At 74.6% G+C, this 24138-nt stretch carries 19 protein-coding genes and 1 pseudogene; 8 read left to right on the top strand and 12 right to left on the bottom strand.

Annotated features, from left to right (window positions below):
* Positions 1-219 precede the first annotated feature (219 nt).
* Positions 220-2613 carry a right-handed parallel beta-helix repeat-containing protein gene (locus tag AB0P06_RS24040; protein ID WP_363610567.1) on the top strand — a complete coding sequence of 798 codons (2394 nt, stop codon included), beginning with the start codon at positions 220-222 and terminating at the stop codon, positions 2611-2613.
* 28 nt (positions 2614-2641) lie between these two features.
* On the opposite strand, the gene AB0P06_RS24035 is transcribed toward AB0P06_RS24040, so the two are convergent.
* Positions 2642-3748 (bottom strand): PLP-dependent cysteine synthase family protein, encoded by a 1107-nt coding sequence (locus tag AB0P06_RS24035; protein ID WP_363610565.1) that lies wholly within the window; start codon positions 3746-3748, stop codon positions 2642-2644.
* A 157-nt stretch (positions 3749-3905) separates the two neighbouring features.
* Positions 3906-5084 (bottom strand): ROK family protein, encoded by a 1179-nt coding sequence (locus AB0P06_RS24030; RefSeq protein WP_363610663.1) that lies wholly within the window; start codon positions 5082-5084, stop codon positions 3906-3908.
* 227 nt (positions 5085-5311) lie between these two features.
* On the opposite strand from AB0P06_RS24030, the gene AB0P06_RS24025 reads away from it, so the two are divergent.
* Together AB0P06_RS24025 and AB0P06_RS24020 are read left to right on the top strand one after the other, a co-directional pair.
* The gene (locus AB0P06_RS24025) at positions 5312-6439 is read left to right on the top strand and encodes an MFS transporter (RefSeq protein WP_363610661.1); all 1128 of its coding nucleotides are present in this window, start codon (positions 5312-5314) and stop codon (positions 6437-6439) included.
* 170 nt (positions 6440-6609) lie between these two features.
* Positions 6610-7182, top strand: coding sequence for a HutD family protein (locus tag AB0P06_RS24020; protein ID WP_363610563.1), 573 nt, complete (start codon positions 6610-6612; stop codon positions 7180-7182).
* Positions 7183-7371: 189 nt separating this feature from the next.
* Here AB0P06_RS24020 and AB0P06_RS24015 read toward each other — a convergent pair whose 3' ends face one another.
* A complete protein-coding gene (locus AB0P06_RS24015; protein ID WP_363610561.1) occupies positions 7372-8133 on the bottom strand; it encodes a DapH/DapD/GlmU-related protein in 762 nt (253 codons plus the stop codon).
* A gap of 159 nt (positions 8134-8292) precedes the next feature.
* Between AB0P06_RS24015 and AB0P06_RS24010 the strand changes: the two genes are divergently transcribed.
* Positions 8293-9072, top strand: a complete 780-nt coding sequence (locus tag AB0P06_RS24010; RefSeq protein ID WP_363610559.1) for a maleylpyruvate isomerase family mycothiol-dependent enzyme — start codon at positions 8293-8295, stop codon at positions 9070-9072.
* Between the two features lie 19 nt (positions 9073-9091).
* Here the strand turns inward: AB0P06_RS24010 and AB0P06_RS24005 are convergent, their stop codons facing one another.
* Positions 9092-9865, bottom strand: coding sequence for an enoyl-CoA hydratase family protein (locus AB0P06_RS24005; protein WP_363610557.1), 774 nt, complete (start codon positions 9863-9865; stop codon positions 9092-9094).
* A gap of 218 nt (positions 9866-10083) precedes the next feature.
* On the opposite strand from AB0P06_RS24005, the gene AB0P06_RS24000 reads away from it, so the two are divergent.
* A complete protein-coding gene (locus tag AB0P06_RS24000; protein WP_363610555.1) occupies positions 10084-10506 on the top strand; it encodes a RidA family protein in 423 nt (140 codons plus the stop codon).
* A 29-nt stretch (positions 10507-10535) separates the two neighbouring features.
* Here the strand turns inward: AB0P06_RS24000 and AB0P06_RS23995 are convergent, their stop codons facing one another.
* Positions 10536-11819 carry an MFS transporter gene (locus AB0P06_RS23995; protein ID WP_363610553.1) on the bottom strand — a complete coding sequence of 428 codons (1284 nt, stop codon included), beginning with the start codon at positions 11817-11819 and terminating at the stop codon, positions 10536-10538.
* Positions 11820-11902: 83 nt separating this feature from the next.
* Here AB0P06_RS23995 and AB0P06_RS23990 point away from each other — a divergent pair, with 83 nt between their 5' ends.
* Positions 11903-12895, top strand: a complete 993-nt coding sequence (locus AB0P06_RS23990; RefSeq protein WP_363610551.1) for a helix-turn-helix domain-containing protein — start codon at positions 11903-11905, stop codon at positions 12893-12895.
* A 223-nt stretch (positions 12896-13118) separates the two neighbouring features.
* Positions 13119-15422, top strand: a complete 2304-nt coding sequence (locus AB0P06_RS23985; RefSeq protein ID WP_363610549.1) for a glycosyl hydrolase family 18 protein — start codon at positions 13119-13121, stop codon at positions 15420-15422.
* A gap of 73 nt (positions 15423-15495) precedes the next feature.
* Here AB0P06_RS23985 and AB0P06_RS23980 read toward each other — a convergent pair whose 3' ends face one another.
* Positions 15496-16710, bottom strand: coding sequence for a geranylgeranyl reductase family protein (locus AB0P06_RS23980; protein WP_363610659.1), 1215 nt, complete (start codon positions 16708-16710; stop codon positions 15496-15498).
* A 304-nt stretch (positions 16711-17014) separates the two neighbouring features.
* On the opposite strand from AB0P06_RS23980, the gene AB0P06_RS23975 reads away from it, so the two are divergent.
* The gene (locus AB0P06_RS23975) at positions 17015-18382 is read left to right on the top strand and encodes a dipeptidase (protein WP_363610547.1); all 1368 of its coding nucleotides are present in this window, start codon (positions 17015-17017) and stop codon (positions 18380-18382) included.
* On the opposite strand, the gene AB0P06_RS23970 is transcribed toward AB0P06_RS23975, so the two are convergent.
* The 6 genes and pseudogenes from AB0P06_RS23970 to AB0P06_RS23945 form a co-directional block, all read right to left on the bottom strand.
* Positions 18291-18659, bottom strand: a complete 369-nt coding sequence (locus AB0P06_RS23970) for a DUF4184 family protein (RefSeq protein ID WP_363610545.1) — start codon at positions 18657-18659, stop codon at positions 18291-18293. The two genes, AB0P06_RS23975 and AB0P06_RS23970, sit on opposite strands and share 92 nt — an antisense overlap.
* Before the next feature lie 80 nt (positions 18660-18739).
* Entirely contained in the window at positions 18740-19807 is a 1068-nt protein-coding gene (locus AB0P06_RS23965) for an NUDIX domain-containing protein (RefSeq protein WP_363610543.1), read from the bottom strand.
* A 422-nt stretch (positions 19808-20229) separates the two neighbouring features.
* Entirely contained in the window at positions 20230-21174 is a 945-nt protein-coding gene (locus AB0P06_RS23960) for a C40 family peptidase (RefSeq protein WP_363610541.1), read from the bottom strand.
* Between the two features lie 257 nt (positions 21175-21431).
* A complete protein-coding gene (locus AB0P06_RS23955) occupies positions 21432-22853 on the bottom strand; it encodes an acyl-CoA synthetase (protein WP_363610539.1) in 1422 nt (473 codons plus the stop codon).
* Positions 22854-23030: 177 nt separating this feature from the next.
* Positions 23031-23993, bottom strand: coding sequence for an electron transfer flavoprotein subunit alpha/FixB family protein (locus AB0P06_RS23950; RefSeq protein WP_363610537.1), 963 nt, complete (start codon positions 23991-23993; stop codon positions 23031-23033).
* Positions 23994-24041: 48 nt separating this feature from the next.
* Positions 24042-24138, bottom strand: a pseudogene (locus AB0P06_RS23945) (electron transfer flavoprotein subunit beta); the annotation flags it as partial.

Here is a 24138-nt window from a genome sequence, read left to right as displayed (position 1 = left end):
GGCCTGGTCCGGCCACCGGGTGCCGCCGCCCGCGGGGCCGGAACCGGAAGCGCGCGCACTCGTTGAAGGGGGTGCCGGGCACCGGGCGTCCGCGGTCCCGTACGGCGGCGGGCGGGCGGACCACCCGCGCGAGCGCGCTACGGTGGGCGGGCGGCCCGCGCACCCCCGCGTACGGCCCGTTGATCGCCGGCTCGATGAAGGTGGGGACGACAGACCGTCATGGCTGAGCACAGGGTCCGGGTCACCCAGGACAGCGCATCCCGCTGGCGGCGCCGCGCCGGCGAGTACGACACCCTCGCGGAGGCCCTGGCCGCCGCCGAACCGGGCGACACCGTGACGATCCGGCCGGGCACCTTCCGGGAGAACGTGGTCCTGGACAAACCGGTCACCGTCGTCCCGGCCCAGGGGCCCGGCACGGTACGGATCGACCCGCCGGGCGGGGTACCGCTGACCGTGACGTCCGCCGCCATCGTCCGCGACCTGGTGATCGAGGGCAGCGACAGCTCCGTCCCGGCCGTCCTGGTCACCGGCCCGGCGGCGACGCCCTCGCTCAGCGGCTGCCGGGTGGAGACCCGCTCGGCCAGCGGTATCGAGGTCACCGCCGGCGCCCGGCCCACCCTGCGCGGCTGTGTGGTCTCCAACCCGGCGGGCCTCGGCCTGCGGCTGCGCGGCGAGGGCACGGCGGCCGCGTTCGAGGACTGCGAGGTCGCCGCCGCCGGGCAGGCCGGGCTTGCGGTGCTCGGCGGCGCCACCGCCGCGCTGGAGCGCTGCCGGGTGCACCACGCCTCCGGCGCCGGGGTGCTGCTCACCGACCCGGGCAGCGCCGCCGAGCTGACCGGCTGCGAGATCTACGAGATCCGCGGCAGCGGGGTGCAGGCCGAGGCGCAGGCCGGCGGGCGGCTGATCGACTGCGAGATCCACCGGGTCACGGGCAACGGCCTGACCCTGGACGGCGAGGCCGAGCTGGTGCTGACCGGCTGCCGGCTGCACGACCTGCCGGAGAACGGCGCCGACCTGCGCGGCCGGGCCCGGCTCAGCCTCTCCGGCAGCACCGTCCGGGACTTCGGGCGCGGCGCGCTCTCGGTCTGGGACCAGGGCACCGAGGCCGTCGCCGAGTCCAGCGAGATCCACGGCTCGACCGGGGAGTACCCGGCCCTGTGGGTCAGCGACGGCGCCCGGCTCACCCTCACCGACTGCTCGCTGCACGACCTGCCGGACGCGCTCTTCGTGCTGGACCGCGACTCCGCCGCCACCGCCGACGGCTGCTCGTTCAGCCGGATCCGCAGCTCGGCGGTGTCGGTCAGCGGCGGTGCCGGGGTGACCCTCACCGGCTGCCGGGTCCAGGAGGCGGGCACCGGGCTCTGGTTCCGCGACCACGGCAGCGGCGGGCTGCTCACCGGCTGCGAGATCTCCGACGTGGCCACCGGCGTCATCGTCACCAAGGGCGCCGACCCGGTGCTGCGCGACTGCACCGTCCGGGCCAGCTCGGACGCCGGCGTGTACGTCTCCGCGCAGGGCCGGGGCACCTTCGAGGACTGCCGGGTCTCGCACGGCAAGGGCTTCGGTTTCCACATCATCGACGGCTGCCGCACCCAGCTCATCCGCTGCCGGGCCGAACAGAACGAGCGGGCCGGTTTCGAGTTCTCCGAGCCCGGCCCGGTGGTGGAGGCCTGCACCTCGGACGATGTCGCCCCGGCCGCCCCCGCGGCCGAGGTGCCGGCCCCGAGAACGGCCCAACTGACCACCGCCCCGCCCCCGTTGGCGGCACCCGCGGCGATCGGCCCGATCCCGGACTGCCGGCCGGCCGACGAGGCGCTGGCCGAACTGGACGCGCTGGTGGGCCTGGCCACCGTCAAGCAGGAGGTCCGGACGCTGATCGACCTGATCGCGGTCGGCCGGCGCCGCCGCCAGGCCGGGCTCAAGGCGCCCTCGCTCCGCCGCCATCTGGTCTTCACCGGCGCCCCCGGCACCGGCAAGACCACGGTGGCCCGGCTCTACGGCGAGATCCTGGCCTCGCTCGGGGTGCTGCAGCGCGGCCACCTGGTCGAGGTCGCCCGGGTGGACCTGGTCGGCGAGCACATCGGCTCCACCGCCATCCGCACCGCCGCCGCCTTCGACCGGGCGCGCGGCGGGGTGCTCTTCATCGACGAGGCGTACACGCTGGCACCCGAGGACGGCGCCCGCGACTTCGGCCGGGAGGCGATCGACACCCTGGTCAAGCTGATGGAGGACCACCGGGACGAGGTGGTCGTCATCGTGGCCGGCTACACCAGTGAGATGGAGCGCTTCCTCTCCGCCAACCCCGGTGTCTCCTCCCGCTTCTCCCGCACCATCACCTTCTCCGACTACACCGCCGAGGAGTTGCTGGAGATCGCCCGCGCCCAGTGCGCCGAGCACGAGTACGCGCTGGCCGAGGCCACCGAGGGCGCGCTGCTGGACCACTTCGCCACCCTGGAGCGCGGCCCCAACTTCGGCAACGGCCGCACCGCCCGGCAGGTCTTCGAGACCATGGTCGAACGCCACGCCATGCGCGTCGCCCACCTCACCGACCCGTCCACCGAGGAGCTCCAGCTCCTCGTCCCCGCCGACCTCCCGGGCACCCGCACGCCCTGACCGCCCGCGATCGCCCGGGCCGGCGGCGTCAGCCCGTCCAGGCTCCGCCGGCCAGGAAGGCGTCCAGTGCGGCGCGGTAGGGCGCGATGTCGATCCGTTCGCCGGCCAGCCAGTCGTCCGAGTAGTACTTGTCGAGGTAGCGGTCGCCCGGGTCGCAGATCAGGGTGACCACGCTGCCGCGCTCCCCGGCGGCGCGCATCTCGGCGACGATCCGCAGCGCGCTCCACAGCCCCGTCCCGGTGGAGGCCCCGGCCCGCTTGCCGAGCACCCGCTCCAGCACCCGGACGGCGGCGACCGAGGCGGCGTCCGGGACCTTCATCATCCGGTCGATCGCCCCGGGCACGAAGCTCGGCTCCATCCGGGGGCGCCCGATGCCCTCGATCCGCGAGCCGCTCGCGCAGACCGCGTCCGGGTCGTGGCGGACCCAGCCGTCGAAGAAACAGGAGTTCTCCGGGTCGGCGACGCAGATCCGGGTGTCGTACTGCTGGTAGTGCACGTACCGGGCGATGGTCGCCGAGGTGCCGCCCGTCCCGGCGGTGGCGACGATCCAGGCCGGCTCGGGGTGCGGCTCCAGGCGCAGCTGGGCGAAGACCGACTCGGCGATGTTGTTGTTGCCGCGCCAGTCGGTGGCCCGCTCGGCGTAGGTGAACTGGTCCATGTAGTGGCCGCCGGTCTCCTCGGCGAGCCGGGCGGAAGCCTCGTACACCTCGTCGGAGCGCTCGACCAGGTGGCACTCGCCGCCGTGGAACTCGATCAGGTCGATCTTGGACTGGCTGGTGCTCTTGGCCATCACGGCGATGAACGGCACGCCGACGAGCTGCGCGAAGTACGCCTCGGAGACGGCGGTGGAGCCGCTGGAGGCCTCGATCACCGGTTTGCCGGGGCGGATCCAGCCGTTGCAGAGCCCGTACAGGAAGAGCGAGCGGGCCAGCCGGTGCTTGAGCGAGCCGGTGGGGTGGGTGGACTCGTCCTTGAGGTAGAGGTCGATGCCCCAGTCGGCGGGGAGCGGGAAGCGCAGCAGGTGGGTGTCGGCGGAGCGGTTGGCGTCCGCCTGGACCTTGCGTACGGCCTCCTTGAGCCAGCTGCGGTAGTCCGCGTCGGAGCGGTCCACGTCGACGGTCGGCTCGATACCCATGATGGCTCTCCTCGCTCGAACCCCCCGGTTGCTCACTACGAGTATATGAGAGTCACGATAAGTGACCGTTTCGGCTGTCCCAGCTTCCGCTTATCGCCCTCCGGCGGCCTGGCGTGTCATCGCCCTCCGGCGGCCGGCGCGCCGGAGGGCCCGGGGTTCAGCCCGCCGCCACCGACTGCGGGTCCGCCAGGTACGGCAGCCAGGCCAGCTCGGCCGCGCCGGCCAGTGCGCTGTGCGCCAGCTCCGAGCCGACGATCGGCACCCGGCCGCTGCGGCCCCAGAGGGAGCGCTCGGCGAGCACCGCGCGCAGCCGCTCGGGCGCGGCCTCCAGCAGGTCGCGGTGGAGGCCACTGAGCACCACCCGGTCGGGGTTGAGGATGTTGGCGACTCCGGCGAGCCCGAGGCCGAGCCGGTCGATCACGTGCTCGACGGCGGCCCGGGCGCGCGGGTCGGTGGCGGCGGAGCGGCAGAGCTCGCGGGCCTGGTCGAGCAGCGGGCGGTCCGGCTCGGGGGTGAGCCCGGCGGCGGCGAACAGCGCGTCGGGGTCGGTCTCGGAGTTGAGGCAGCCCCGGTTGCCGCACTGGCAGGGGCGGCCCTGCGGGTCGACGGTGAGGTGGCCGACCTCCAGCGCGAGTCCCGCGCTGCCGGTGTGCAGCCGGCCGTCGATCACCAGCGCGCCACCGACGCCGCGGTGGCCGGAGGTGACCAGCAGCAGGTGGCGGGCGCCGCGCCCGGCCCCGTGCCGGTACTCGGCGAGCGCGCCGAGGTTGGCGTCGTTGGCGACGAAGGAGGGCAGCGGGTCCAGCGCGTGCGGGCCGTTGTCGGCGCGGCCGACCTCGACGTCGTACAGGTCGGCGACCGGCGTGCCACTGGGCCAGGCGAAGTGCAGTGCGGCTAGGGCGGTGCCGTCCGGCTCGGTGACCGGGTTGGGCAGCGCGAGCGCGGCGCCGAGGCAGCGGCGGGTGGTGCCGCGGGCGAGCTCGGCGCCCGCCTGGGCGACGGCGCGCAGCATCCGGACCGGGTCGGTGGCGGCGGGCAGCGGCAGGTGGACGGGCGGGTCCAGCAGGCCGCCGAGCCCGGCGAGGGTGACGCTCAGCCCGTCGGCGTGGATCTGCCCGGCGATGACGACCGGGCCCTCGGGGTCGATGGCCAGCCGGTGCGAGGGGCGGCCGCGGCCGCCGCCCGCCGGGCGGGAGTCGACGGCGATCAGGCCGAGCGCCTCCAGCTCCGCCGTGACGGCGCCGGCGGTGGCCCGGGTGACGTCCAGCGCGCGGGTGAGCGCCGAGCGGGTGGGCGTCTGGCCGGTGTGGATGAGGGAGAGCGCCGGGCCCAGCAGCGTCCGGCCGCGGTCGGGTGCCGCGCGGCGGTGGGCGTCGCGCTGCGCGTCGGGGTCGGCCGCAGAGCCTGGCTTCGGACTTGAAGGTGTGAGCTGCACACCTCTATTGTTACTTTGTGCCGCTCCGAAACAAAATCCTCGCGTATTCCCGGACCGACCGCCCCTCCTCCCAGTCTCGCAGCACACCACCCGCCCCCGACACCCCCTGGAGGGCCGCACGTCTCGCACTGACCGCCTTCTTCGCCGTCGACGGCTTCCTGTTCGCCGCCTGGGTGGTGCGCATTCCGGACATCCGCAGCCAGGTCAGCGCCTCGCACAGTGCCCTCGGGCTCGCCCTGCTCTGCGTCTCGGCCGGCGCCGTGGCCACCATGCCGGTGGTCGGCCGGCTCTGTCTGCGGTACGGCTCCCGGCCGGTCACCGTCGGCTCGCTGGCCCTGCTCGGCGTCGCCGTGCCACTGCCCGCGCACGCCCACTCGGTCGCGGCGCTCGGCGGCGTCCTGCTGCTCTTCGGTGCCGGCTACGGCGGTGCCAACGTCGCCATGAACAGCGCCGCCGTCGACCTGGTGGCCGAGCTGCGGCGACCGGTCATGCCCAGCTTCCACGCCGGCTACAGCCTCGGCGGCCTGCTCGGCGCGGGCGCCGGCGGGCTGCTCGCGGGCACCCTCAGCACCGCCTGGGCGCTCGCCCTGGGCGGCCTGCTCGGCCTGGCCGTCACGGCGGGCGCCGGTGTGGTCCTGCTCCGCAGCCCGGCCGCACCGGCGGTGGCGCCCGCCCGCCCTGCCACCGGGAGCCCCGGCTCGCGGACGGCGGCCGCCCCGCACGCCCGCCTGCTCGTCCTGCTGCTCGGGCTCACCGCTCTCTGCTGCGCCTACGGCGAGGGCGCGATCGCCGACTGGACCACCCTGCACCTCACCGACGACGTGCACGCCGGTGCCGGTACGGCCGCCGCCGCGTACGCCGCGTACGCCTTCGCGATGACCACCGGGCGGGTCGGCGGGACCTGGGCCTCGATCCGGCTCGGCCAGACCCGGGTGATGGTCCTCGGCGGCCTCACCGCCGCGGCCGGCATGCTGCTCGCCGCGCTCTCGCCCTCGGTGCCGCTCGTCATCGGCGGATTCGTGCTGGTCGGCCTCGGCCTGGCCAACATCTTCCCGCTCGCCATCGCCCGGGCCGGCGCCGCGGGCGGTCCGCAGGGCGTCGCCCTCGCGTCCACCCTCGGCTACGGCGGCATGCTGATCGGGCCGCCGGTGATCGGCTTCCTCGCCGACGCCGCCGGCCTCCCGCTCGCCCTCACCACCGTCGCGCTCGCCGCCACCGTCGCCGCGCTCCTCCCCCTGACGGCCCGCTCCCGCTGACCGGCCGGCCGCGCCCCGACGCCCGCCCACCCCCGGTCGCGCCGTCCGGCGCGGGAGGCCCGTCCGTCCGCGCCGGGCTGCCGCGCTTGCCGACCGTGCCGGAGATCCTGCGCAACGGCGGGGGCGCCCTCCGCCCCCGGCCCCCGGGCGGCTCGTGGCAGGATGCCGCCATGACGACCAGTGGGCGGATCCGGATACTGCGGGCGGGCGAGCGCCCGGCGACGGCCTGGCTCAACGGGGGCGGGGTGACCAGGGAGGTCGCCGGCTTCCCGGCCGGGGCGGGGCTGGACACCTTCGACTGGCGGGTCAGCCTCGCGGACGTCGCCTCGGCCGGACCGTTCTCGCCGTTCCCCGGCGTCGACCGGGTGATCACCCTGGTCGACGGCCCGGGCATGGCGCTGACCGTCGACGGCACCGAGCACCTCGTCGACACCCCCTTCCGCCCGTTCGCCTTCCCCGGCGACGCGACGACCGGCTGCCGCCTGCTCGGCGGCCCGGTGGTCGACTTCAACGTGATGACCCGCCGGGGCCGCACCACCGCCGACGTCTCCTTCGCCGCCTCGCCCCGCGCCGTGGACGTCCCGCCCGGCGCCACCGTCCTGGTGGTCTGCCTGGCCGGCACCGCCGCCCTCGGCCCGGCCGGCCTCACCCGCTTCGACGCCGCCCTGCTCACCGCCCCCGGCCCGCACACCCTGCGCGTCGACGGCGCCACGGCCGTCGTGACGCTGAGCCCGGCCGGCTGACCGGGGAGCGGCAGCGCGGTGGGAGCGAACAGACCTGCCACCCGGACGAGTTGCCGCTCCCGCCCGCGAAGAAGGGCACCGGCCCCGCGGAGGAGCTACGGGCCCGGTCCGGGAACAGCCAGCGGAACCGCCCGGACCGAACTCCCCTGCCCAGCCGATCCGTTGACCGCGTCCGGGCCGGGCCCGTCCTCAGGACGAGGCGTCCTCCCCCGGCAGCCGCAGGTCCCACCCGACCAGGGCGCGCAGCTGCTCGGCGGTGACGCCGTCGGGGACGGGGCTCGGCGGATCGTGGCGCAGCGGGGGCTGCCAGCCCTCCTCGGCGGTCCAGCGGCGGACGACCTTCGCCGGGGCGCCGGCGACCACGCTGTGGTCGGGGACCTCGCCGCGGACCACCGCGCCGGCCGCGACGACGACGTTGCGGCCGAGCCTGGCGCCGGGGAGTATCACCGCGCCGGTGCCGATCCAGCTGCCGGGGCCGATCTCGACCGGTTCGTTGCGCGGCCACTGCTTGCCGATCGGCAGGTCGGTGGAGCGGTACTCGTGGGCCTGGTCGGATATGTAGACGCCGGGGCCGGTCCAGACGTCGTCGCCGAGGACGATCGACTGGTGGCCGACGATGTGGCTGTCGCGGCCGATCACGCAGCCACCGCCGATCCGGACTATCGGCTCCGGCCCGAGGTCCAGGCCCGGCAGGAAGCCCGCGCTGATGGTGACGCGCTCGCCGATGATCGAGAACGGGCCGATGGTGATCCACTGCTCGTTGAAGACGGCGCCGAGCGGGAACGCGAGCTTCGTCCCCGCGCCCAGTTCGCCGAACCGGTACGGCCCGGGGTTGTCGCCGGACACCGCCCCGGCCGTCTGCACGAAGCGCCAGCCCCGGTGGACGAGGCGGCCCGCGACACGTCGGCCGCCGGCCCGGACGGCGGAGAACAGGGAACGGGTGATCGGCATGCGCTCACGTTACCGGCCCGTACGGTACGGCCGACCGGCGAGGCGGCCAACGTCACATCGGCCCGGTACGGCTGCCGTTTCCAGCTCGGCAGGACGGCAGGACGGCAGCCGATCGGTCGGCAGGTCCGAAATCCGCCACCGGTGCGACACTCGTCGACCATGGAGATCTCCGAGCACATCGACGCACTGCGCCGCGAGGGCGGCCTGCTGGCCGACGCCGCCGACCGCACCGACCTCGCCGCCCCCGTCCCCACCTGCCCCGACTGGCGGCTGCGCGACCTCGTCCTGCACACCGGCCAGGTGCACCGCTGGGCCACCGCCTACCTGGTGCACGGTCACCGGGCACCGCTGGACGCCGACGGCGCGGCCGCCGCCTGGGGGCCGGAACCGTCCGACGCCGCGCTGGTCGACTGGTTCCGGGCGGGCCACACCGCCCTGGTGGAGGCGCTCGCCGCGGCGCCGGCCGACCTGGACTGCTGGAGCTTCCTGCCCACGCCCGGCCCACTGGCGTTCTGGGCCCGCCGCCAGGCGCACGAGACGGCCGTGCACCGCTTCGACGCCGACGCCGCCGCCGGGGAGCCCGGCCCGCCGGTCGCCACCGACCTGGCGCTGGACGGCATCGACGAGCTGCTGTGCGGTCTGATGTCCCGCGGCCGTGCCCGGGTGCGCAGCGAGCACCCGCGCACGGTGCTGGTCCGGGCCACCGACGGGCCGGGCTCCTGGCGGCTGACCATCAGCCAGGAGCCGCTGTCCGTCCGGCGCCTCGGCGACGCCGGGCCCGCCGACGGCGGCGGCCCCGCCGACCTCACGCTCAGTGGTCCGGCCCGCGAGCTCTACCTGCTGCTCTGGAGCCGGCTGCCGGCCGAACGGGTGGACCGCTCGGGCGACCGGTCGCTGCTGGACCTCTGGCGGGAGACGGCCGCCGTCCGCTGGAGCTGAACCCCGGTGTGGCGGGCGGTCACCGCGCCCATGGCGCGGGCTGCTTGGTCAGGAACGCCCGCATGCCCTGCTGCGCCTCGTCCGAGCCGAACAGCCGGGCCGACAGCTCGACCAGTTCGTCGGCGTCCCGCTCGAAGGAGCGCACCACCTCGGCGTTGGCCAGCCGCTTGGACTGCGCGAGGCCCTGCGGCGAGCCCAGCCGCAGGGCGTCCAGCAGGGAGGTGAGCGCGGTGCCGGTGGACTCGGCGGAGTCCGTCGCCTGGGTGATCAGGCCGATCCGGGCGGCCTCGGCGGCGTCGAAGACCTCGCCGGTCAGGTAGTAGCGGGAGGCCGCGCGCGGGTCCAGCTTGGGGCGCAGCGGGAGCGAGATGACGGCGGGCGCGAGACCGAGCCGGACCTCGGTGAACGCGAAGGTGGCGGCCGGGCCGGCCAGCGCGAGGTCGGCGGCGCCGACCAGGCCGAGGCCGCCGGCCCGGACGTGGCCGTCGACGACGGCGATCACCGGCTTCGCGCAGTCCACGATCGCCCGCTGGAGCTCCACCAGGCCGCGCGGGCCGACCGTCGGGTCCGCACCGGTCGCCTCGGAGAGGTCGGCGCCCGCGCAGAACACCTTGCCGGTGTGCCCGAGCACCACCGCCCGGACCTCCGGGTCGGCCGCCGCGACCGCCAGGCCGGCGGTCAGTTCGGCCATCAGGCGGGTGGAGAGGGCATTGCGGTTGTGCGGCGAGTCGAGGGTCAGGGTGGTGACGGCGTCGGCGGTGGTGACGCGGACGAAGGGTACTTCGCGGGTCATCGGTGCGGGCCTGCTTTCCGGCTGAGGGTGGGTCGGACTGCCGAGGCGTCCCCGGTGGTTCGGGCGGCGCCCGGACGACTCTGACACGGCCACCCGCCCGACGGCCAGAGCCGCCTCGGCCGGGGCTCCCGCGGACCGGAGGCCGGTGGTGGGGCACGCACCGGCCAGGGGCGGGAAATCCGGTGGAACGGTGATCGCGGCTGGGTCACGATGACCGCATGACCACCACCCCGCAGCACCTCACCCATATCGCCGAGCCGCCCGGGGTCGCCCCCGGCACCGGGTACACCCAGGTCGTCACCGGCACCGGGCGCCTGGTCGCGGTCTCCGGCCAGGTCGCGTTCGACGAGCAGCGGCGACTGGTCGGCCCGGGCGACCCGGAGGCGCAGGCCCGGCAGATCTTCGAGAACCTGCGCCGCTGCCTGGCCGCGGCCGGGGCCGACTTCACCGATGTCGTCAAGCTGACCTACTTCGTCACCGACATCGCGTACCTCTCCGCCATCCGCGAGGCCCGGAACGCCTGCATGGACCCGGCCCGGCTGCCGGCCAGTTCGGCGATGCAGGTGGCGGCGCTGTTCCTGCCCGAGGTCCTGATCGAGATCGAGGCCCTCGCCCTGGTGCCCGAGCCCGCTCGGGACTAGGCCGCCCGGCCCGCGCCGGCCCGTACCGATTAGACCGCGATCGCGCCCCGCCGCCCGGCCCACCGGACGGCGGGGCCCATGGCCAGTCCCGCACCGGCCAGCAGCACACCGAGCGCGGCCCAGCCGAGCAGGCCGAACCCGATCACGGCAGTGCTGACCACGGCCGGGCCGATCATCAGCGAGGCGGCGCTGCCCGCGTTGTGGACCCCCTGGTAGGCGCCGTGGGCGCGTTCGTCGGCCAGGTCGTAACTGAGCGCCCAGCCACCGGCCTGGCTCAGCACCTCGCCGAGCGCCTGCAGCGCCACCCCGACGAGCACCACCACGGCCGCGACGACCGGGGGCAGTCCGTGGGCGAGGCCGATCACCACGCAGGAGGCGGCGAGGATCAGACCCGCCCGGCCGCAGACCCGGGCGGCCGTCGCCGGGTCCTCGGTGCCCCGGGTGGCCCGGACCTGGAGGACGATCACCAGCAGGGTGTTGACGATCAGGGTGCCCGCCACGGTGATCCGGGGCGCGTCGGTCTGCTGGACGATCCAGAGCGGCACGCCGACCTCCAGCAGCGCGAACTGGAGGCAGAACAGCGAGTTCAGCGCCGTCACCACCAGGAACGGCCCGTCCCGCAGGGCCGGGTTGCGCTGCCGCCCGGGCCGGCCGGGCCGCTCGTGCCGTCCCGGGGCGGGGGCCGGGAGCCGCAGGTACAGCACGGCGACGACCGCGAAGGAGACGGCGTCGGCCAGAATCGCCGTCAGATAGACCGGCCGGGTATCCGCCTGGAGAGCGATCGCGCCGAGCGCCGTACCGCCGCACAGGCCGGCGTTGGTCACCACCCTGAGGTAGGCCCGGCCCGCCACCCGGCGGTCGGCGGGCAGCACTTCGGCGTAGAGGGCGTTGCGCACCGCGGCGGACCCCCGGTCGACGGCGGTGACCGCACAGGCCAGCGCGACGAAGGCCGGATAGCTGTGCACCAGCGCGTACCCGGCGGTGCCGACGGCCTCCAGCGCGACCAGCAGCACCAGCACCCGCCGCGCGCCCCAGCGGTCCGCGGCCCGCCCGGCCGGCATGCTGGCGGCGACCCCGCACAGACCGGCGACGGTGAGCCCGAAGCCGAGCCGGGCGGCGCTCAGCCCGAGGACGCGGGTGAAGAAGAGCACGCCGACGGCGAGCGAGAGGCCGTTGCCGAGGGTGTTCACGAGGGTGATACCGGCGAGCCTGCGCACCGCCGGATCGGGGTGCAGCAGTCGTGATGTCCTGGCCGGTCCGGTTTCGGGCAGGTCGGAGCCGCGTGCGGAGGTCTCCGCCGGTGAGGTGGTCATGTCCTCGATCCCACCGCCTCCCGCTCCCGCACAGTACTGATTTAGGCTCTGGCTAAAAGGACGGCGACGACGGGGGCGGACAGGTGCACCGGTTCAGGCTCGGGCTGTCCGACCTCGCCACCACCTGGTTCGCCTGCTCGCCGATCCAGGAGGCCGCGCTCAGCCTGCGGATGTGGACCCACCCGGGCTTCTACGCGCTCCAGTCGTCCGCCTTCGAGCGGCTGCGCCCCGCCTTCGCCCGGCTGGACTCGACGCTGCTGCTCTCGCTGGTGGGCGCGAACCGCTGGATCCCCGACTTCCTGACGCCCCGGCCGGCCTCCCCCGCCCCGGACTTCCGCACCGAGCTGGCCGTCGTCCGCGCGTTGCCGCCCGAGCGGCTGCGCCCCGAGCTGGAGCAGGTCTTCCTGCCGCACGGCCGACCGCTGCCCGCCGTCCTGTCGGCCGGGCTGGCCGATCCGGCGCGGCTGCTGGCCCGGATCGCGGACGGGCTGGAGGAGTACTGGGAGGTCTGCCTGGCGCCCTCCTGGTGGCCGCAGGCGCGTGCGGTGCTCGAGGCGGACCTGGTGTACCGGGCGCGGCTGCTGGCCCAGCACGGCGCGGCGGCGCTCTTCGCCGACCTGGACCACCGGCTGCGCTGGGAGGACGGCGTGCTGTCGATCAACCGCCGCTGGACGGACTGGGACGGCGAGATCACGGTGGACGGCCGCGGGCTGGTCCTCGTCCCGACCTTCTTCGCCCGCGGTGCGATCACGATGATCGACAACGACCTTCCGCCGCAGATCAGTTACCCGGCCCGCGGCCAGGCCGGCATGGCCGGGCCGACCGCCCCCGTCACCCCGCGCGCGCTGGAGCTGCTGCTCGGCGCGCCGAAGGCCCGGCTGCTGACCCTGCTCGCCGAACCGGCCTCGACCACCGACCTCGCCTACCGGCTGGGCGTCACCCCGGGCGCCGTCAGCCAGCACCTGGCCGTGCTGTCCGACACCGGCCTGGTGACCAGGGCCCGGCACGGCCGTTCGGTGCTCTACTCCCGCAGCCCGCTCGGCGACGAGCTGACCGGCGGCCCCCGGCGCGCCTGAGGTGCGCCGCACGGATCCTGCCGGACCGCCGACCCAAGCCCTCGGCCCAAACCCCCGATCCGGTTGATCAACTCGCCATTGGTACAGACCTGTTGACGCATTGGTCCAGTCCTCCTACAGTGCCCATGCCCCCGTCTCCCCACGGCGCGGGCACCGATCGGCCACGCACCACCCGTACGGTTCTACGTCACCCTGTCCAACCCCCACAGCCACAGGGAGAACCATGTCCGCTCGACCCCGGGCACACCGCCCGCGAGCGCGCAGCAGACTGCTGACGCTGCTCTCCGCCCTGCTCCTCCCGCTGGCCGCGCTCACCGTGCTGGCCACCCCGGCGAACGCCGCCGGAAAGCTCACCGCCACCTTCACCACCGTCAACAACGGCTCCTGGTGGCAGGGCACTTACGTCGTCCACAACGACAACGCCGCCGCCGTCTCCGGCTGGACCCTGGAGTTCGACCTGCCGGCCGGCGCCACCATCGCCAACAGCTACAACGGCACCGCGACGGCCAACGGCAGCCACGTCACCGCCACCAACGCCTTCTACAACGCCAACGTCCCCGCGCACGGCACCACCGAGCCGTACAGCTTCTGGTTCGTCGCCAACGGCCCGCTCGGCACGCCGACCGGCTGCCGCATCAACGGCGACAAGTGCGACGGGAGTTCGGACGTCCTGCCGTCCGCGCCCGGCACCCCGACGGTGACCGACTCCACCGCCCACAGCCTCGCGCTGCACTGGCCGGCCGCCACCGGCGGGGACTTCCCGGTCGCGTCCTACGAGGTGCTCAACGGGAGCACGGTGGTGGGCACCAGCACCACCACCGACGCGCTGGTCACCGGGCTCACCCCGGCCACCTCGTACACCCTGACCGTGCGCGCCAAGGACACCCGGGGCAACACCGGCCCGCTGAGCGCGTCCGTCACGGCCTCCACCTTCGACCCGGCCACCGACCCGGTGCCGCCCACCGCGCCCACCAACCTCCGCACCACGGCGGTGGGTTCGTCCGACGTGACGCTCGCCTGGAACGCCGCCACCGACAACGTGCGGGTGGCCGCGTACGACGTCTACCAGGGCGCCACCCTGGTCAAGACCGTCACCGGGTCCACGCTGACCGCCAATGTGGGCGGCCTCTCCCCGTCCACCGCCTACACCTTCACCGTCAAGGCCCGCGACGGCGCCGACAACGCCTCGCCCGCCTCGGCGCCGCTCTCCGTCACCACCGCCGACCTGGTCGGGGCCGGAAAGTACGCCCGGGTCGGCTACTTCACCCAATGGGGCATCTACGGCCGCCAGTACTTCGTCAAGAACCTCGACACCTCGGGCAGCGCGGCCAAGCTCGACGTCATCAACTACGCCTTCGAGAACATCGATCCGGTCAATCTGACCTGCCTGGCCGGCGTCACCAGGGGTACCACCTCCAACCCGCAGGACCCGGACCAGGGCACCGGCGCGGGCGACGCCGACGCCGACTACGCCCGCCCGATGAGCGCCGCCCAGTCGGTGGACGGCGTGGCCGACGACGGCTGGGGCAAACTCCGCGGCAACCTCAACCAGTTGAAGAAGCTCAAGGCCAAGTACCCCAACCTGAAGGTGGTCGTCTCGCTCGGCGGCTGGACGTACTCCAAGTACTTCTCGGACGCGGCCGCCACCGACGCCTCCCGGCAGAAGCTCGTCAAGTCCTGCATCGACACCTGGATCAAGGGCAACCTGCCGGTCTACAACGGCGCCGGCGGTGACGGCGTGGCGGCCGGGATCTTCGACGGCATCGACCTCGACTGGGAGTGGCCCGGCTCCGGCGACGGCCACCCCGGCAACCACTACAGCGCCAACGACAAGGACAACCTCACCCTGCTGCTCGCCGAGTTCCGCAAGCAGCTCGACGCGCTCGGCGGCTCGCACAAGCTGCTGACCGCCTTCACCCCGGCCGACCCGGTCAAGATCAACCAGGGCTGGGACCTCTCGAAGATCTTCAACTACCTGGACATCGCCAACGTCCAGGGCTACGACTTCCACGGCGCCGGCAGCGACAACTCGTGGGAGCCGAACCGCACCGGCCACCAGGCCAACCTCTACGCGGACACCCAGGACCCGTACAACTTCCACTTCAGCGTGGACGCGGCCGTCCAGGCCTACCTGGGCGCCGGGGTCAACCCGCGCAAGCTCACCATCGGCTTCCCGTTCTACGGCCGCGGCTGGCAGGGCGTGGCGGACGGCGGCGCGGCGGGCGAGTGGCAGACCGCGACCGGCGCGGCGCCCGGACAGTTCGCCGAGGAGGCCGGCACCCGCGGGTACAACAACCTCATCACCACCTTCCCCAACCTCACCGTCTACCACGACCCGCAGTCCATCTCGACCTACGGCTACACCGGCCCCGGCGGCCAGTGGTGGACCTTCGACGACACCTGGTCGATCGCCCAGAAGACGGCCTACCTGAAGTCGAAGAACCTGCTCGGCAGCATGATCTGGGAGATGTCCGGCGACACCCCGAACGGCGCCCTCATCACGGCGCTGGACACCGGGCTCAAGTGACCGGAGCCACCGGGGCGGGCGCGACCAGCGCCCGCCCCGGCGGCACCCCGGTGCCTCGTACCCGGTGGGCCCGCTACCGGGAGGCCAGCGAGGTCAGCCGCCGGGCCACGCGGTACTGACGCAGCACCTGGGCGAAGGTGGTGTGCCCCTGGGTCGTACGGGCGAAGGCCCGCCAGGCCGGGCTGACCAGGCAGACGGCGGCGTGGAACAGGTACGGGCGGCGCTCGAACGCGGCCAGCATCTGCTTGCCGGCCCGCATCTCCACGCCCAGCCCGGCCTTGATGGCGAAGGCGTAGTTCAGCCCCTCGCGCCGCACCTCCCCGGCGTTGCCCGCCTCGGCGACCTTCACCGCCCACTCGCCGGCCAGCCGGCCCGAGCGCAGCGCGTACGAGATGCCCTCACGGGTCCACGGCTCCAGCAGCCCGGCGGCGTCCCCGGCCACCAGCACCCGGCCGCGGGAGAGCGGCGAGTCCTCGGCCCGGCAGCGCGTCAGGTGCCCGGACTCCACGCTCGGCGGGAAGCCGGACAGGCCCAGCCGCCGGATGTAGTCGGCCAGGTACTGCTTGGTGCGCTCGCCGTCGCCGCGGGCCGAGATGACCCCGACGGTCAGGCTGCTCGTCCCGGTCTTGGGGAACACCCAGCCGTAACTGCCGGGCAGCGGGCCCCAGTCGAGGTGGATCCGGCCCGCCCAGTCCTCCGCGACCTGCGGCGGGACGGGGATCTCCGCCTCCAGGCCCAGGTCGATCTGGTCGAAGGAGACCCCGACGTGCCGGCCGATCCGGCTGGCGCTGCCGTCCGCCCCGACCACCGCGCGCGCCTCGAAGGTGCGCCCGTCGGCGGCGGTGACGACGGCCGTCCGGTGCTCGCCGCCGCGCTGCTCCACGCCGGTGACGGTCACTCCGGTGACCAGCACCGCGCCCGCCTGCTTCGCCGCCTGCACCAGGCGCAGGTCGAACTCGTCCCGGTTGACCAGCCCGAACAGCATCCGCCTGGAGCGCCGCGTCCGGGTGAACCGGCCGTCGTACGCGAAGGTGACGGCGTGCACGCGGTCCTGCAGCGGCAGCCGGAAGTCCGGCGGCAGGCTGTCGCGGGAGGGGCCGATGATGCCGCCGCCGCAGGTCTTGTAACGGGGGTGCTCGGCCTTGTCGAGCAGCAGGACGCGGCGGCCCTGGGCGGCGGCGGCATGCGCGGCCGACGCTCCGGCCGGTCCGGCGCCGACCACGACGACGTCCCAGACGCCGTCGAGCGGGCCGCCGGACCCGGGCCGCGGCGTCTCGGGCGTCTCCACGGCCGCCTGTTCGGCCGGCTGAGCGGCCGGCTGCCGCTCGGGTTGACGCGGCTCGGACGGCAGTGCCTCGGACGGCTGTCCGGACGCCTCGGCGTCGAGCGGGCTACGGGAATCGGAGCTTCCGGAGTCAGTCACGTCGAGCAATCCTATGCGTCCCCCCGACCGCCGGTCGCCGCGCCGCCCCGAACCCCGGAGGATCCTCCCGGGCGTCCGTTCGACTCCGCCTATGATCGGCGGTACCCCCAGCCGTCGCCGTCCGCCCGGACCACCCCTCGGACGGACCAGCCACCCTCGGAGCACCCCGATGCCACAGCAGCCCCTGGCCGACGCCGTCCGGTCCCTGATGGACCGTGCCCGCACCGACCTCGCCGAACTGGTCGCCTTCCGCTCGGTCGCCGACCCGCGGCAGTTCCCCGTCGAGGAGTGCGAGCGGGCCGCCCGCTGGGTCGCCGACGCCTTCACCGCCGAGGGCCTGACGAACGTGCGGCTGCTGGACACCCCCGACGGCACCCAGTCCGTCTACGCCGAACTGTCCGGCCCCGAGGGCGCGCCGACCGTCCTGCTGTACTCGCACTACGACGTGCAGCCGCCGCTCGACGAGGACGCCTGGCTCAGCCCCGCCTTCGAACTGACCGAGCGCGACGGCCGCTGGTACGGGCGCGGCGCGGCCGACTGCAAGGGCAACATCCTGATGCACCTGACGGCGCTCCGGGCGCTGCGCCAGGTGTACGGCGACGGCTACCCGGTCGGGCTGAAGATCATCGTCGAGGGCTCGGAGGAACAGGGCACCGGCGGCCTGGAGCGGTACGCCGAGGCGCACCCCGAGCTGCTCACCGCCGACGTCATCGTCATCGGCGACACCGGCAACTTCGCCGCCGGCCTGCCCACCGTCACCGCCTCGCTGCGCGGTATGACGGTCGTCGAGGTCGCGATCACCACGCTGGGCGGCAACCTGCACTCCGGCGCCTTCGGCGGTGCCGCCCCGGACGCCCTCCAGGCCCTGGTCAAGGTGCTGGCCTCGCTGCACGACGAGCACGGCGACGTCGCGGTGGCCGGCCTGACCCGGGACCAGACCTGGTCCGGCGTGCAGTACCCCGACGAGCAGTTCCGCGCCGACGCCAAGGTGCTGGACGGCGTCGCGCTGACCGGCACCGGTACCGTCGCCGACCGGCTCTGGGCCCGCCCGGCCGTCACCGTCCTCGGCATCGACGCCCCGCCGGTGATCGGGGCCACCTCCTCCGTCCAGGCCGCCGCCAAGGCCCTGGTCAGCCTGCGGGTGCCGCCGGGCACCGACACCGCCGCCGCCCAGGACGCGCTGGTCGCCCATCTGGAGGCGCAGGTCCCGTTCGGCGCCCGGATCCGGATCGAACGGCAGGGCAACGGCGCCCCGTTCAGCGCGGACACCACCGGCCCGGCGTACGAGGCGATGGGCGAGGCGATGGCGGAGGCGTTCGGCACCCCGATGGTCGCCTCCGGCGAGGGCGGGTCGATCCCGCTCTGCAACACCCTGCGCTCGCTGTACCCGCAGGCCGAGATCGTGCTCATCGGCGTCGAGGAGCCGACCACCCAGATCCACGCCGTCAACGAGAGCGTCGATCCGCGGGAGCTGGAGCGGATGGCCCTGACCGAGGCGCTCTTCCTCCGCCGCTACGCCGAACTGCGGTCGGTCTGACCCCTCCCGCCCCCGGCCGGTCGCCGCTACGCGGACTCCCGCTCCGGCCGGGGCCGTTCACCGTTCCCGCGATCGCCACGTCCACCGTCGGCACCGCCCACCAGCGGTGCGTCAGCCGGCCCCGACCGTAGACCCCGGGGAACAGCGACTCCGCGAAGAACGGCACGTCGGGCGCCATCGACCCGGCGACCAGCGCCGACGCCACCAGCGGCCCGCGCTTCCCCGCCACGCGCAGCAGGGGCAGGACGGCCGCCGGGTGGCTCAGGGTGAACGGCATGCCCTCATCCTCCCGCCGCCGGCTCCGCCGGGGTGTGTCCGACGACGCGCCCGCCCGGCGCGACCTGCCGGGGACACCCCTTACGCCGCGTCGGCCGCCCGGGCCAGGCCGAGCCCGGCCCGCCGTCCGGCCTCCAGATAGCGCAGTTCGCCGCAGCGGCGGGCGTCCAGCGCGGCGGCGAGCCGCCGGTACCGGCCCGGGGGCAGCAGGCCGGCGGCCTCCTCCAGGCTGACGAAGCGCCAGCCGCGCAGTTCCTCCTGCTGGAGCAGCAGCCCCTGACGGGCGGTGGCGTCCAGCAGGCCGCCGTCGTACACGAGGCGCAGGCCGCCGCGGCGGGGGCCGGTGCGCGGCTCCCAGTCCACGGCGAGCAGGCGCAGCACGGACGGGTCGAGGCGCAGGCCCAGCTCCTCGGCGGTCTCCCGGAGGGCGGCGTCGGTCGGCGCCTCACCGCGTTCGACCACCCCGCCGGGGAACTCCCAGTCCGGCTTGTACACCGGGTCGACGAGCAGGACCCGGTCCTGCTCGTCGAAGAACAGCACGGCGGCGGCCACGGTGTCGCCGGTCGCGTCGGGAGTCTGGGCGATGGGGCAGCGGGCCGAACCGTCCTGGACGAGGGCGGCGAGCCGGACGGCGGTCTCGCGCGGGGTGAGGCCGCCGGTGTCGAGCAGCCGGGCGTCCCGGCCGAGCCAGCGCCGGGCGGCGCGGTAGCGGGGCAGGTGCTCCAGACACCAGCGCCGGACCAGCGCGCTGCGCTCCGGGTCGCCGGGGCACTCCTCGCGCTGGGCTATGCGCTCGCGCAGGATCGTTTCTCCAGGGTCCAGGACGAGATGGTGCACCGCGATGCCGTGGGAGGCGAGCCCGCCGAAGATCTCGTCCCGGTAGTCCTCCCTGAGCAGGGTCATCGGGACGACCAGCGGGCCCGGCACCTCGCCGAGCAGTGCGGCCGCCGTCTCGGGGACGAGCCGGCGCCAGGCCGGCAGGTCCTGGAAGTCGGAGACCGCCGCCAGCCGGTCCGCCGGCAGCATCCCGCGCAGGCCGGCCCCCACCAGCTCGGGATCGAACAGCGTGCTGCCGGGCAGCAGTTCCACCAACTCGCGGCAGGCACTCGTCTTGCCCGCCCCGAACGTGCCATTAACCCAGACGATCACAACGTCCCCTGCCCTCGACTTCGCCCGGTGCGGTTCACACCGGGCGGCGCCCCCGTCAGCCGAACCAGCGCCACCCGAGGTGGTACCCCCGCCGCGCCGGTCCCCATGCCTCCCCGCCGGGCCTGGCCCGCACGGTCCGCCCCGCCCTTGACAGGGGCATGTGCCCTGGCCAGATGCCTCGCGGTTCGACCAGGCGGACCGGTCGGTACGGCGGCTCCCGACGTCAGGAGAACCGGCCCGCCCGCCCAAAGTCCTACGGTCCCACCGGCCGCCGCCACCCCGATAGGCGCTTGCACCAATCTGCGCGCTCCCACCACACCCCACACGCCCAGCGCACGGGACACCCCGCACGCCCCCGCCCCGTGATACGCCGGTGCCCGGACCGAGCGGCCCGGGCACTGGCATCACACCGGACACACGCCTCAGGGGCGGCCCATGTGGGTGGGGTAGTAGCCGCTGCTGATCCGGGACACCCGGACCTTGGTTCCGGGCCGGGCGGCCTCCACGTACTGGTTGTCGCCGAGATAGATCGCCGTGTGGTGGATGCCCCGCGCGCTGCCGTCGTCGGACCAGTAGAGCAGGTCGCCCCGCTGCAACTGGCCGGCGCGGACCGGGGTGGTCGCCGCGTACTGGTCGTTGGCCACCCGGGGCAGGGAGATGCCGCCGTGCCGGAACGCCTGCTGCACCAGGCCGGAGCAGTCGTAGCCGTCCGGACCGTTTCCGCCCGTCCTGAACGGCTTGCCCACCTGCGCGAGCGCGTACTGCACGGCCGCCTCCACGTCCCCGTTCGCCGCCGGGGCCGAAGTCGTCGGCGCCCCCGACGGAGCCGGGGCCGAGTCGGCCGGACCGGTGGAGCCCGAAGAGGAGCCGCCACCTCCGGTCCTGGCCTGGTAGACGTCGGCGTGGGTGGTCCAGCGCCACTGGCCCTGACTGTTCTTGAACCAGTACCGCGAGCCGTCCCAGCCCTGGGTGATCCCCCCGGACGAGGAGCCGGCCGTGGTCGCGCCGGACGAGGAACCGCCGGAGCCGGAACTGGAGCCGGAGCCGGAGCCGCCCGTCCTGGCCTGGTAGACGTCGGCGTGGGTGGTCCAGCGCCACTGGCCCTGACTGTTCTTGAACCAGTACCGCGAGCCGTCCCAGCCCGCATGGGCCGGTGCCGGGTCGGCAGCCGCGCTGCCCACCCCGGTCCCGAGGCCGAGCACGCCGGCTCCGGCCGCGATCACGGCCACCGAGGCCATCCCCCGCCGGACCCGCGCCGCCCGGGAGGTCCGGGCGGAACGGGCCGCTGCCCGCTGGTCGTTGGTGGCTACGGGCTGCCCGGTCGGATCGCCGGTGATGCCCGGTGCGCCGGTGTTGACGGTCGTCATCCTGTCTGTCTTCCTTTGCTGAGCTTCGCTGAGCCTTACGGAACACGACTGATCCAGCGAGCGGCCCCACCGGGGTGCGAACGCTCTCCGGGCGACATGCCGCGGCTTCCGGCCCTGCGGCCGGAAGCCGCGGCGTGTCGCCCAGTGATTCAGTTCTGCCTGCGTGTCACGTTAAGCACACGTTCGCTCACGGTGCGCAGTGGAGTGGGCCAAAGGGGTTCACGGAAGATGAGTGACCGTCAGCGGGTGACTTCCCGTCACCCTTGCGCCGACTCCGCCAGCAGCTGCTTCTTCAGCACCTTTCCCATGGCGTTCCTGGGCAGGTCGGCCACCAGCACCACCCGCCGGGGCCGCTTGTGCACCGAGAGCCGCTCGGCCACAAAGGCCGTCAGCTGTTCCCCCGTCACCGCACCGTCCGGGATGACGTAGGCGACCACCGCCTGGCCGAGGTCCTCGTCGGGCGCGCCGACCACGGCGGCGTCCGCGACCGCCGGGTGGTCACGGAGGGCGGCCTCCACCTCACCCGCGCCGATCCGGTAGCCGCCGCTCTTGATGAGGTCCACCGAGGCCCGGCCGACGATCCGGTGGAAGCCGTCCTCACCGATCACCGCGACGTCCCCGGTGCGGAACCAGCCGTCCGCCGTCCAGGACTCCGCGTTGGCGTCCGGCCGGTCGAGGTACCCGGAGAACAGGGTCGGGCCGGCCACCTGCAGCTCGCCGACGCTCTCGCCGTCGGACGGAACGGGCCCGCCGTCCTCGCCGACCAGCCTGGTCCGGACGCCCTCCAGCGGCAGGCCGACGCTGCCGGGGCGGCGCTCGCCGTCCGCCCGGGTGCTGACGGTGATCAGCGTCTCGGTCATCCCGTACCGCTCGACCGGGGCATGGCCGGTCAGCGCGGCGAGCTTCTCGAAGACCGGGACGGGCAGCGGAGCGCTGCCGGAGACCAGCAGCCGGGCCGAGGCCAGGCGCCCGGCCGCCTCCGGGTCGGCGGCGAGCCGGGACCAGACCGTCGGCACCCCGAAGAACAGGCTGCCGCCGGAGGCCGCGTACCCGGCCGGGGTGGGCCGTCCGGTGTGGACCAGCCGGCTGCCGGTGCGCAGGGCGCCGAGGACGCCGAGCACCAGACCGTGCACATGGAACAGCGGCAGGCCGTGCGCCAGCGTGTCCTCGGCGGTCCACCGCCACGCGGCGGCGAGCGCGTCCAGATCGGCGGCGACGGCGGCGCGGCGGATCATCGCCCCCTTCGGCGCTCCGGTGGTGCCCGAGGTGTAGAGCACGAACGCGGTGGCGTCCGCGGCGGGCTCGGCGTACGTGGTGGCGGAACGCTCCGTCAGGTCCACCGGCAGCGCGTCCGTTCCGGCGGCCGACGGCACGTCGTCCCCGGCGGCGTGCGCGAGCAGGGCGGCGCCCGAGTCACGGAGGATGTGCGCGCGCTCCTTGGGCCCGGAGTCGGGCGGCAGCGGCACCACGGGTACGCCGGCCAGCAGCCCGCCGACCACGGCGACGACGGTCTCGGCGGTGGGCCGGGCGTGCACCGCCACCGCGGGGGCACCGGCCACCCGGTCGGCGACGGCGGTCGCCGCGGCGAGCAACTCCTCGCGGGAGAGCGCCCGCCCGTCGATCCTCAGCGCGTCGCCCGAATCGCCGTAGTGGCCGTGAAGTGCCGTCAACAGTGTCATGCGTCTGCCCTCGCCCTCGCTCGCGGTGTGGCGCCGTGCCGCCGGTCGTGCGCCGACTCTACGGGCCGTCGCACCGCCCGGTCCGCAGGCCGCCGGGCCCGGACACCCGCAGGTCACGACGGAGGGCGCACCCGGAAGTCTCCCGGGTGCGCCCTCCGTCGTACGGGCCGGGGCGGGTCAGCCCTTGCGGGCCTTCACCTCGGCGGTGAGCTGGGGCAGGACGGCGAAGAGGTCGCCGACCACGCCGTAGTCGACCAGCTCGAAGATCGGGGCCTCCGGGTCCTTGTTGACGGCCACGATGGTCTTCGAGGTCTGCATGCCGGCCCGGTGCTGGATGGCGCCCGAGATACCCGCCGCGATGTAGAGCTGCGGGGACACCTGCTTGCCGGTCTGGCCGACCTGGTTGCTGTGCGGGTACCAGCCGGCGTCCACGGCGGCGCGCGAGGCGCCGACGGCCGCGCCGAGCGCGTCCGCGAGCTCCTCGACCACGCCGAAGCCCTCGGCGGCACCGACGCCGCGGCCACCGGAGACCACGATGGCGGCCTCGGTCAGCTCCGGGCGGCCGGTGGAGACCCGCGGGGTGCGCGAGGTCACGGTGGCGGCGTTGCCGGTGAACGCCACGGTGACGTTCTCCACCGCGCCGGCCGCCGGAGCCGTCTCGGGGGCCACCGCGTTCGGCTTGACCGTGATCACCGGCACGCCGTGCGACACCCTGGACTTCACCTGGAAGGAGGCGGCGAACACCGACTGGGTGGCGACCGGGCCGTTGTCGGCGGCCTCCAGGTCGACGGCGTCGGTGATGAGGCCGGAGCCGAGGCGCAGGGCGACGCGGGCGGCGACCTCCTTGCCCTCGCCGGAGGAGGTGACCAGGACGGCCGCGGCCTCCGCGCCCTGGGCGATCTGGGCCAGCGCGTCCACCTTGGGGACGACCAGCTGGTCGGTGAACTCGGCGCCGTCGGCGACGTACACCTTCGCCGCGCCGTACTCGCCGGCCTTCGCGGCGATCTCGGCGGCGGCCGCACCGGCACCGAGGACGACGGCCGACGGCTCACCGATCCGGCGGGCCAGGGTCAGCAGTTCGAGGGCCGGCTTACGGACCACACCATCGGCGTGGTCCACGAGAACCAGGATCTCAGCCATGATTCGTTGCTCCTGAGCGATCGTTGGATGCGCGTACGCGGTGTGGGACTAGATGAACTTCTGCGCGGCGAGGTACCCGGCGAGCGCCTTGCCGCCCTCACCCTCGTCCTTGACGACCGTGCCCGCGGTCCGCGCCGGACGCGCA

Source organism: Kitasatospora sp. NPDC088351, assembly GCF_040685575.1.
Taxonomy (GTDB): domain Bacteria; phylum Actinomycetota; class Actinomycetes; order Streptomycetales; family Streptomycetaceae; genus Kitasatospora.
This window is presented reverse-complemented; position numbering and strand designations above follow the sequence as displayed.

What these genes read in the sequence shown, in the direction of transcription:
- AB0P06_RS23985 (WP_363610549.1), top strand. Translation starts at nt 13,119, where the DNA reads ATGTCCGCTCGACCCCGGGCACACCGCCCGCGAGCGCGCAGCAGACTG.
- AB0P06_RS24015 (WP_363610561.1), bottom strand. Translation starts at nt 8,133, where the DNA reads ATGCCGATCACCCGTTCCCTGTTCTCCGCCGTCCGGGCCGGCGGCCGA.
- AB0P06_RS24000 (WP_363610555.1), top strand. Translation starts at nt 10,084, where the DNA reads ATGACCACCACCCCGCAGCACCTCACCCATATCGCCGAGCCGCCCGGG.
- AB0P06_RS23975 (WP_363610547.1), top strand. Translation starts at nt 17,015, where the DNA reads ATGCCACAGCAGCCCCTGGCCGACGCCGTCCGGTCCCTGATGGACCGT.
- AB0P06_RS23950 (WP_363610537.1), bottom strand. Translation starts at nt 23,993, where the DNA reads ATGGCTGAGATCCTGGTTCTCGTGGACCACGCCGATGGTGTGGTCCGT.
- AB0P06_RS23970 (WP_363610545.1), bottom strand. Translation starts at nt 18,659, where the DNA reads ATGCCGTTCACCCTGAGCCACCCGGCGGCCGTCCTGCCCCTGCTGCGC.
- AB0P06_RS24005 (WP_363610557.1), bottom strand. Translation starts at nt 9,865, where the DNA reads ATGACCCGCGAAGTACCCTTCGTCCGCGTCACCACCGCCGACGCCGTC.
- AB0P06_RS24010 (WP_363610559.1), top strand. Translation starts at nt 8,293, where the DNA reads ATGGAGATCTCCGAGCACATCGACGCACTGCGCCGCGAGGGCGGCCTG.
- AB0P06_RS23960 (WP_363610541.1), bottom strand. Translation starts at nt 21,174, where the DNA reads ATGACGACCGTCAACACCGGCGCACCGGGCATCACCGGCGATCCGACC.
- AB0P06_RS23955 (WP_363610539.1), bottom strand. Translation starts at nt 22,853, where the DNA reads ATGACACTGTTGACGGCACTTCACGGCCACTACGGCGATTCGGGCGAC.
- AB0P06_RS24040 (WP_363610567.1), top strand. Translation starts at nt 220, where the DNA reads ATGGCTGAGCACAGGGTCCGGGTCACCCAGGACAGCGCATCCCGCTGG.
- AB0P06_RS24020 (WP_363610563.1), top strand. Translation starts at nt 6,610, where the DNA reads ATGACGACCAGTGGGCGGATCCGGATACTGCGGGCGGGCGAGCGCCCG.
- AB0P06_RS23995 (WP_363610553.1), bottom strand. Translation starts at nt 11,819, where the DNA reads ATGACCACCTCACCGGCGGAGACCTCCGCACGCGGCTCCGACCTGCCC.
- AB0P06_RS24035 (WP_363610565.1), bottom strand. Translation starts at nt 3,748, where the DNA reads ATGGGTATCGAGCCGACCGTCGACGTGGACCGCTCCGACGCGGACTAC.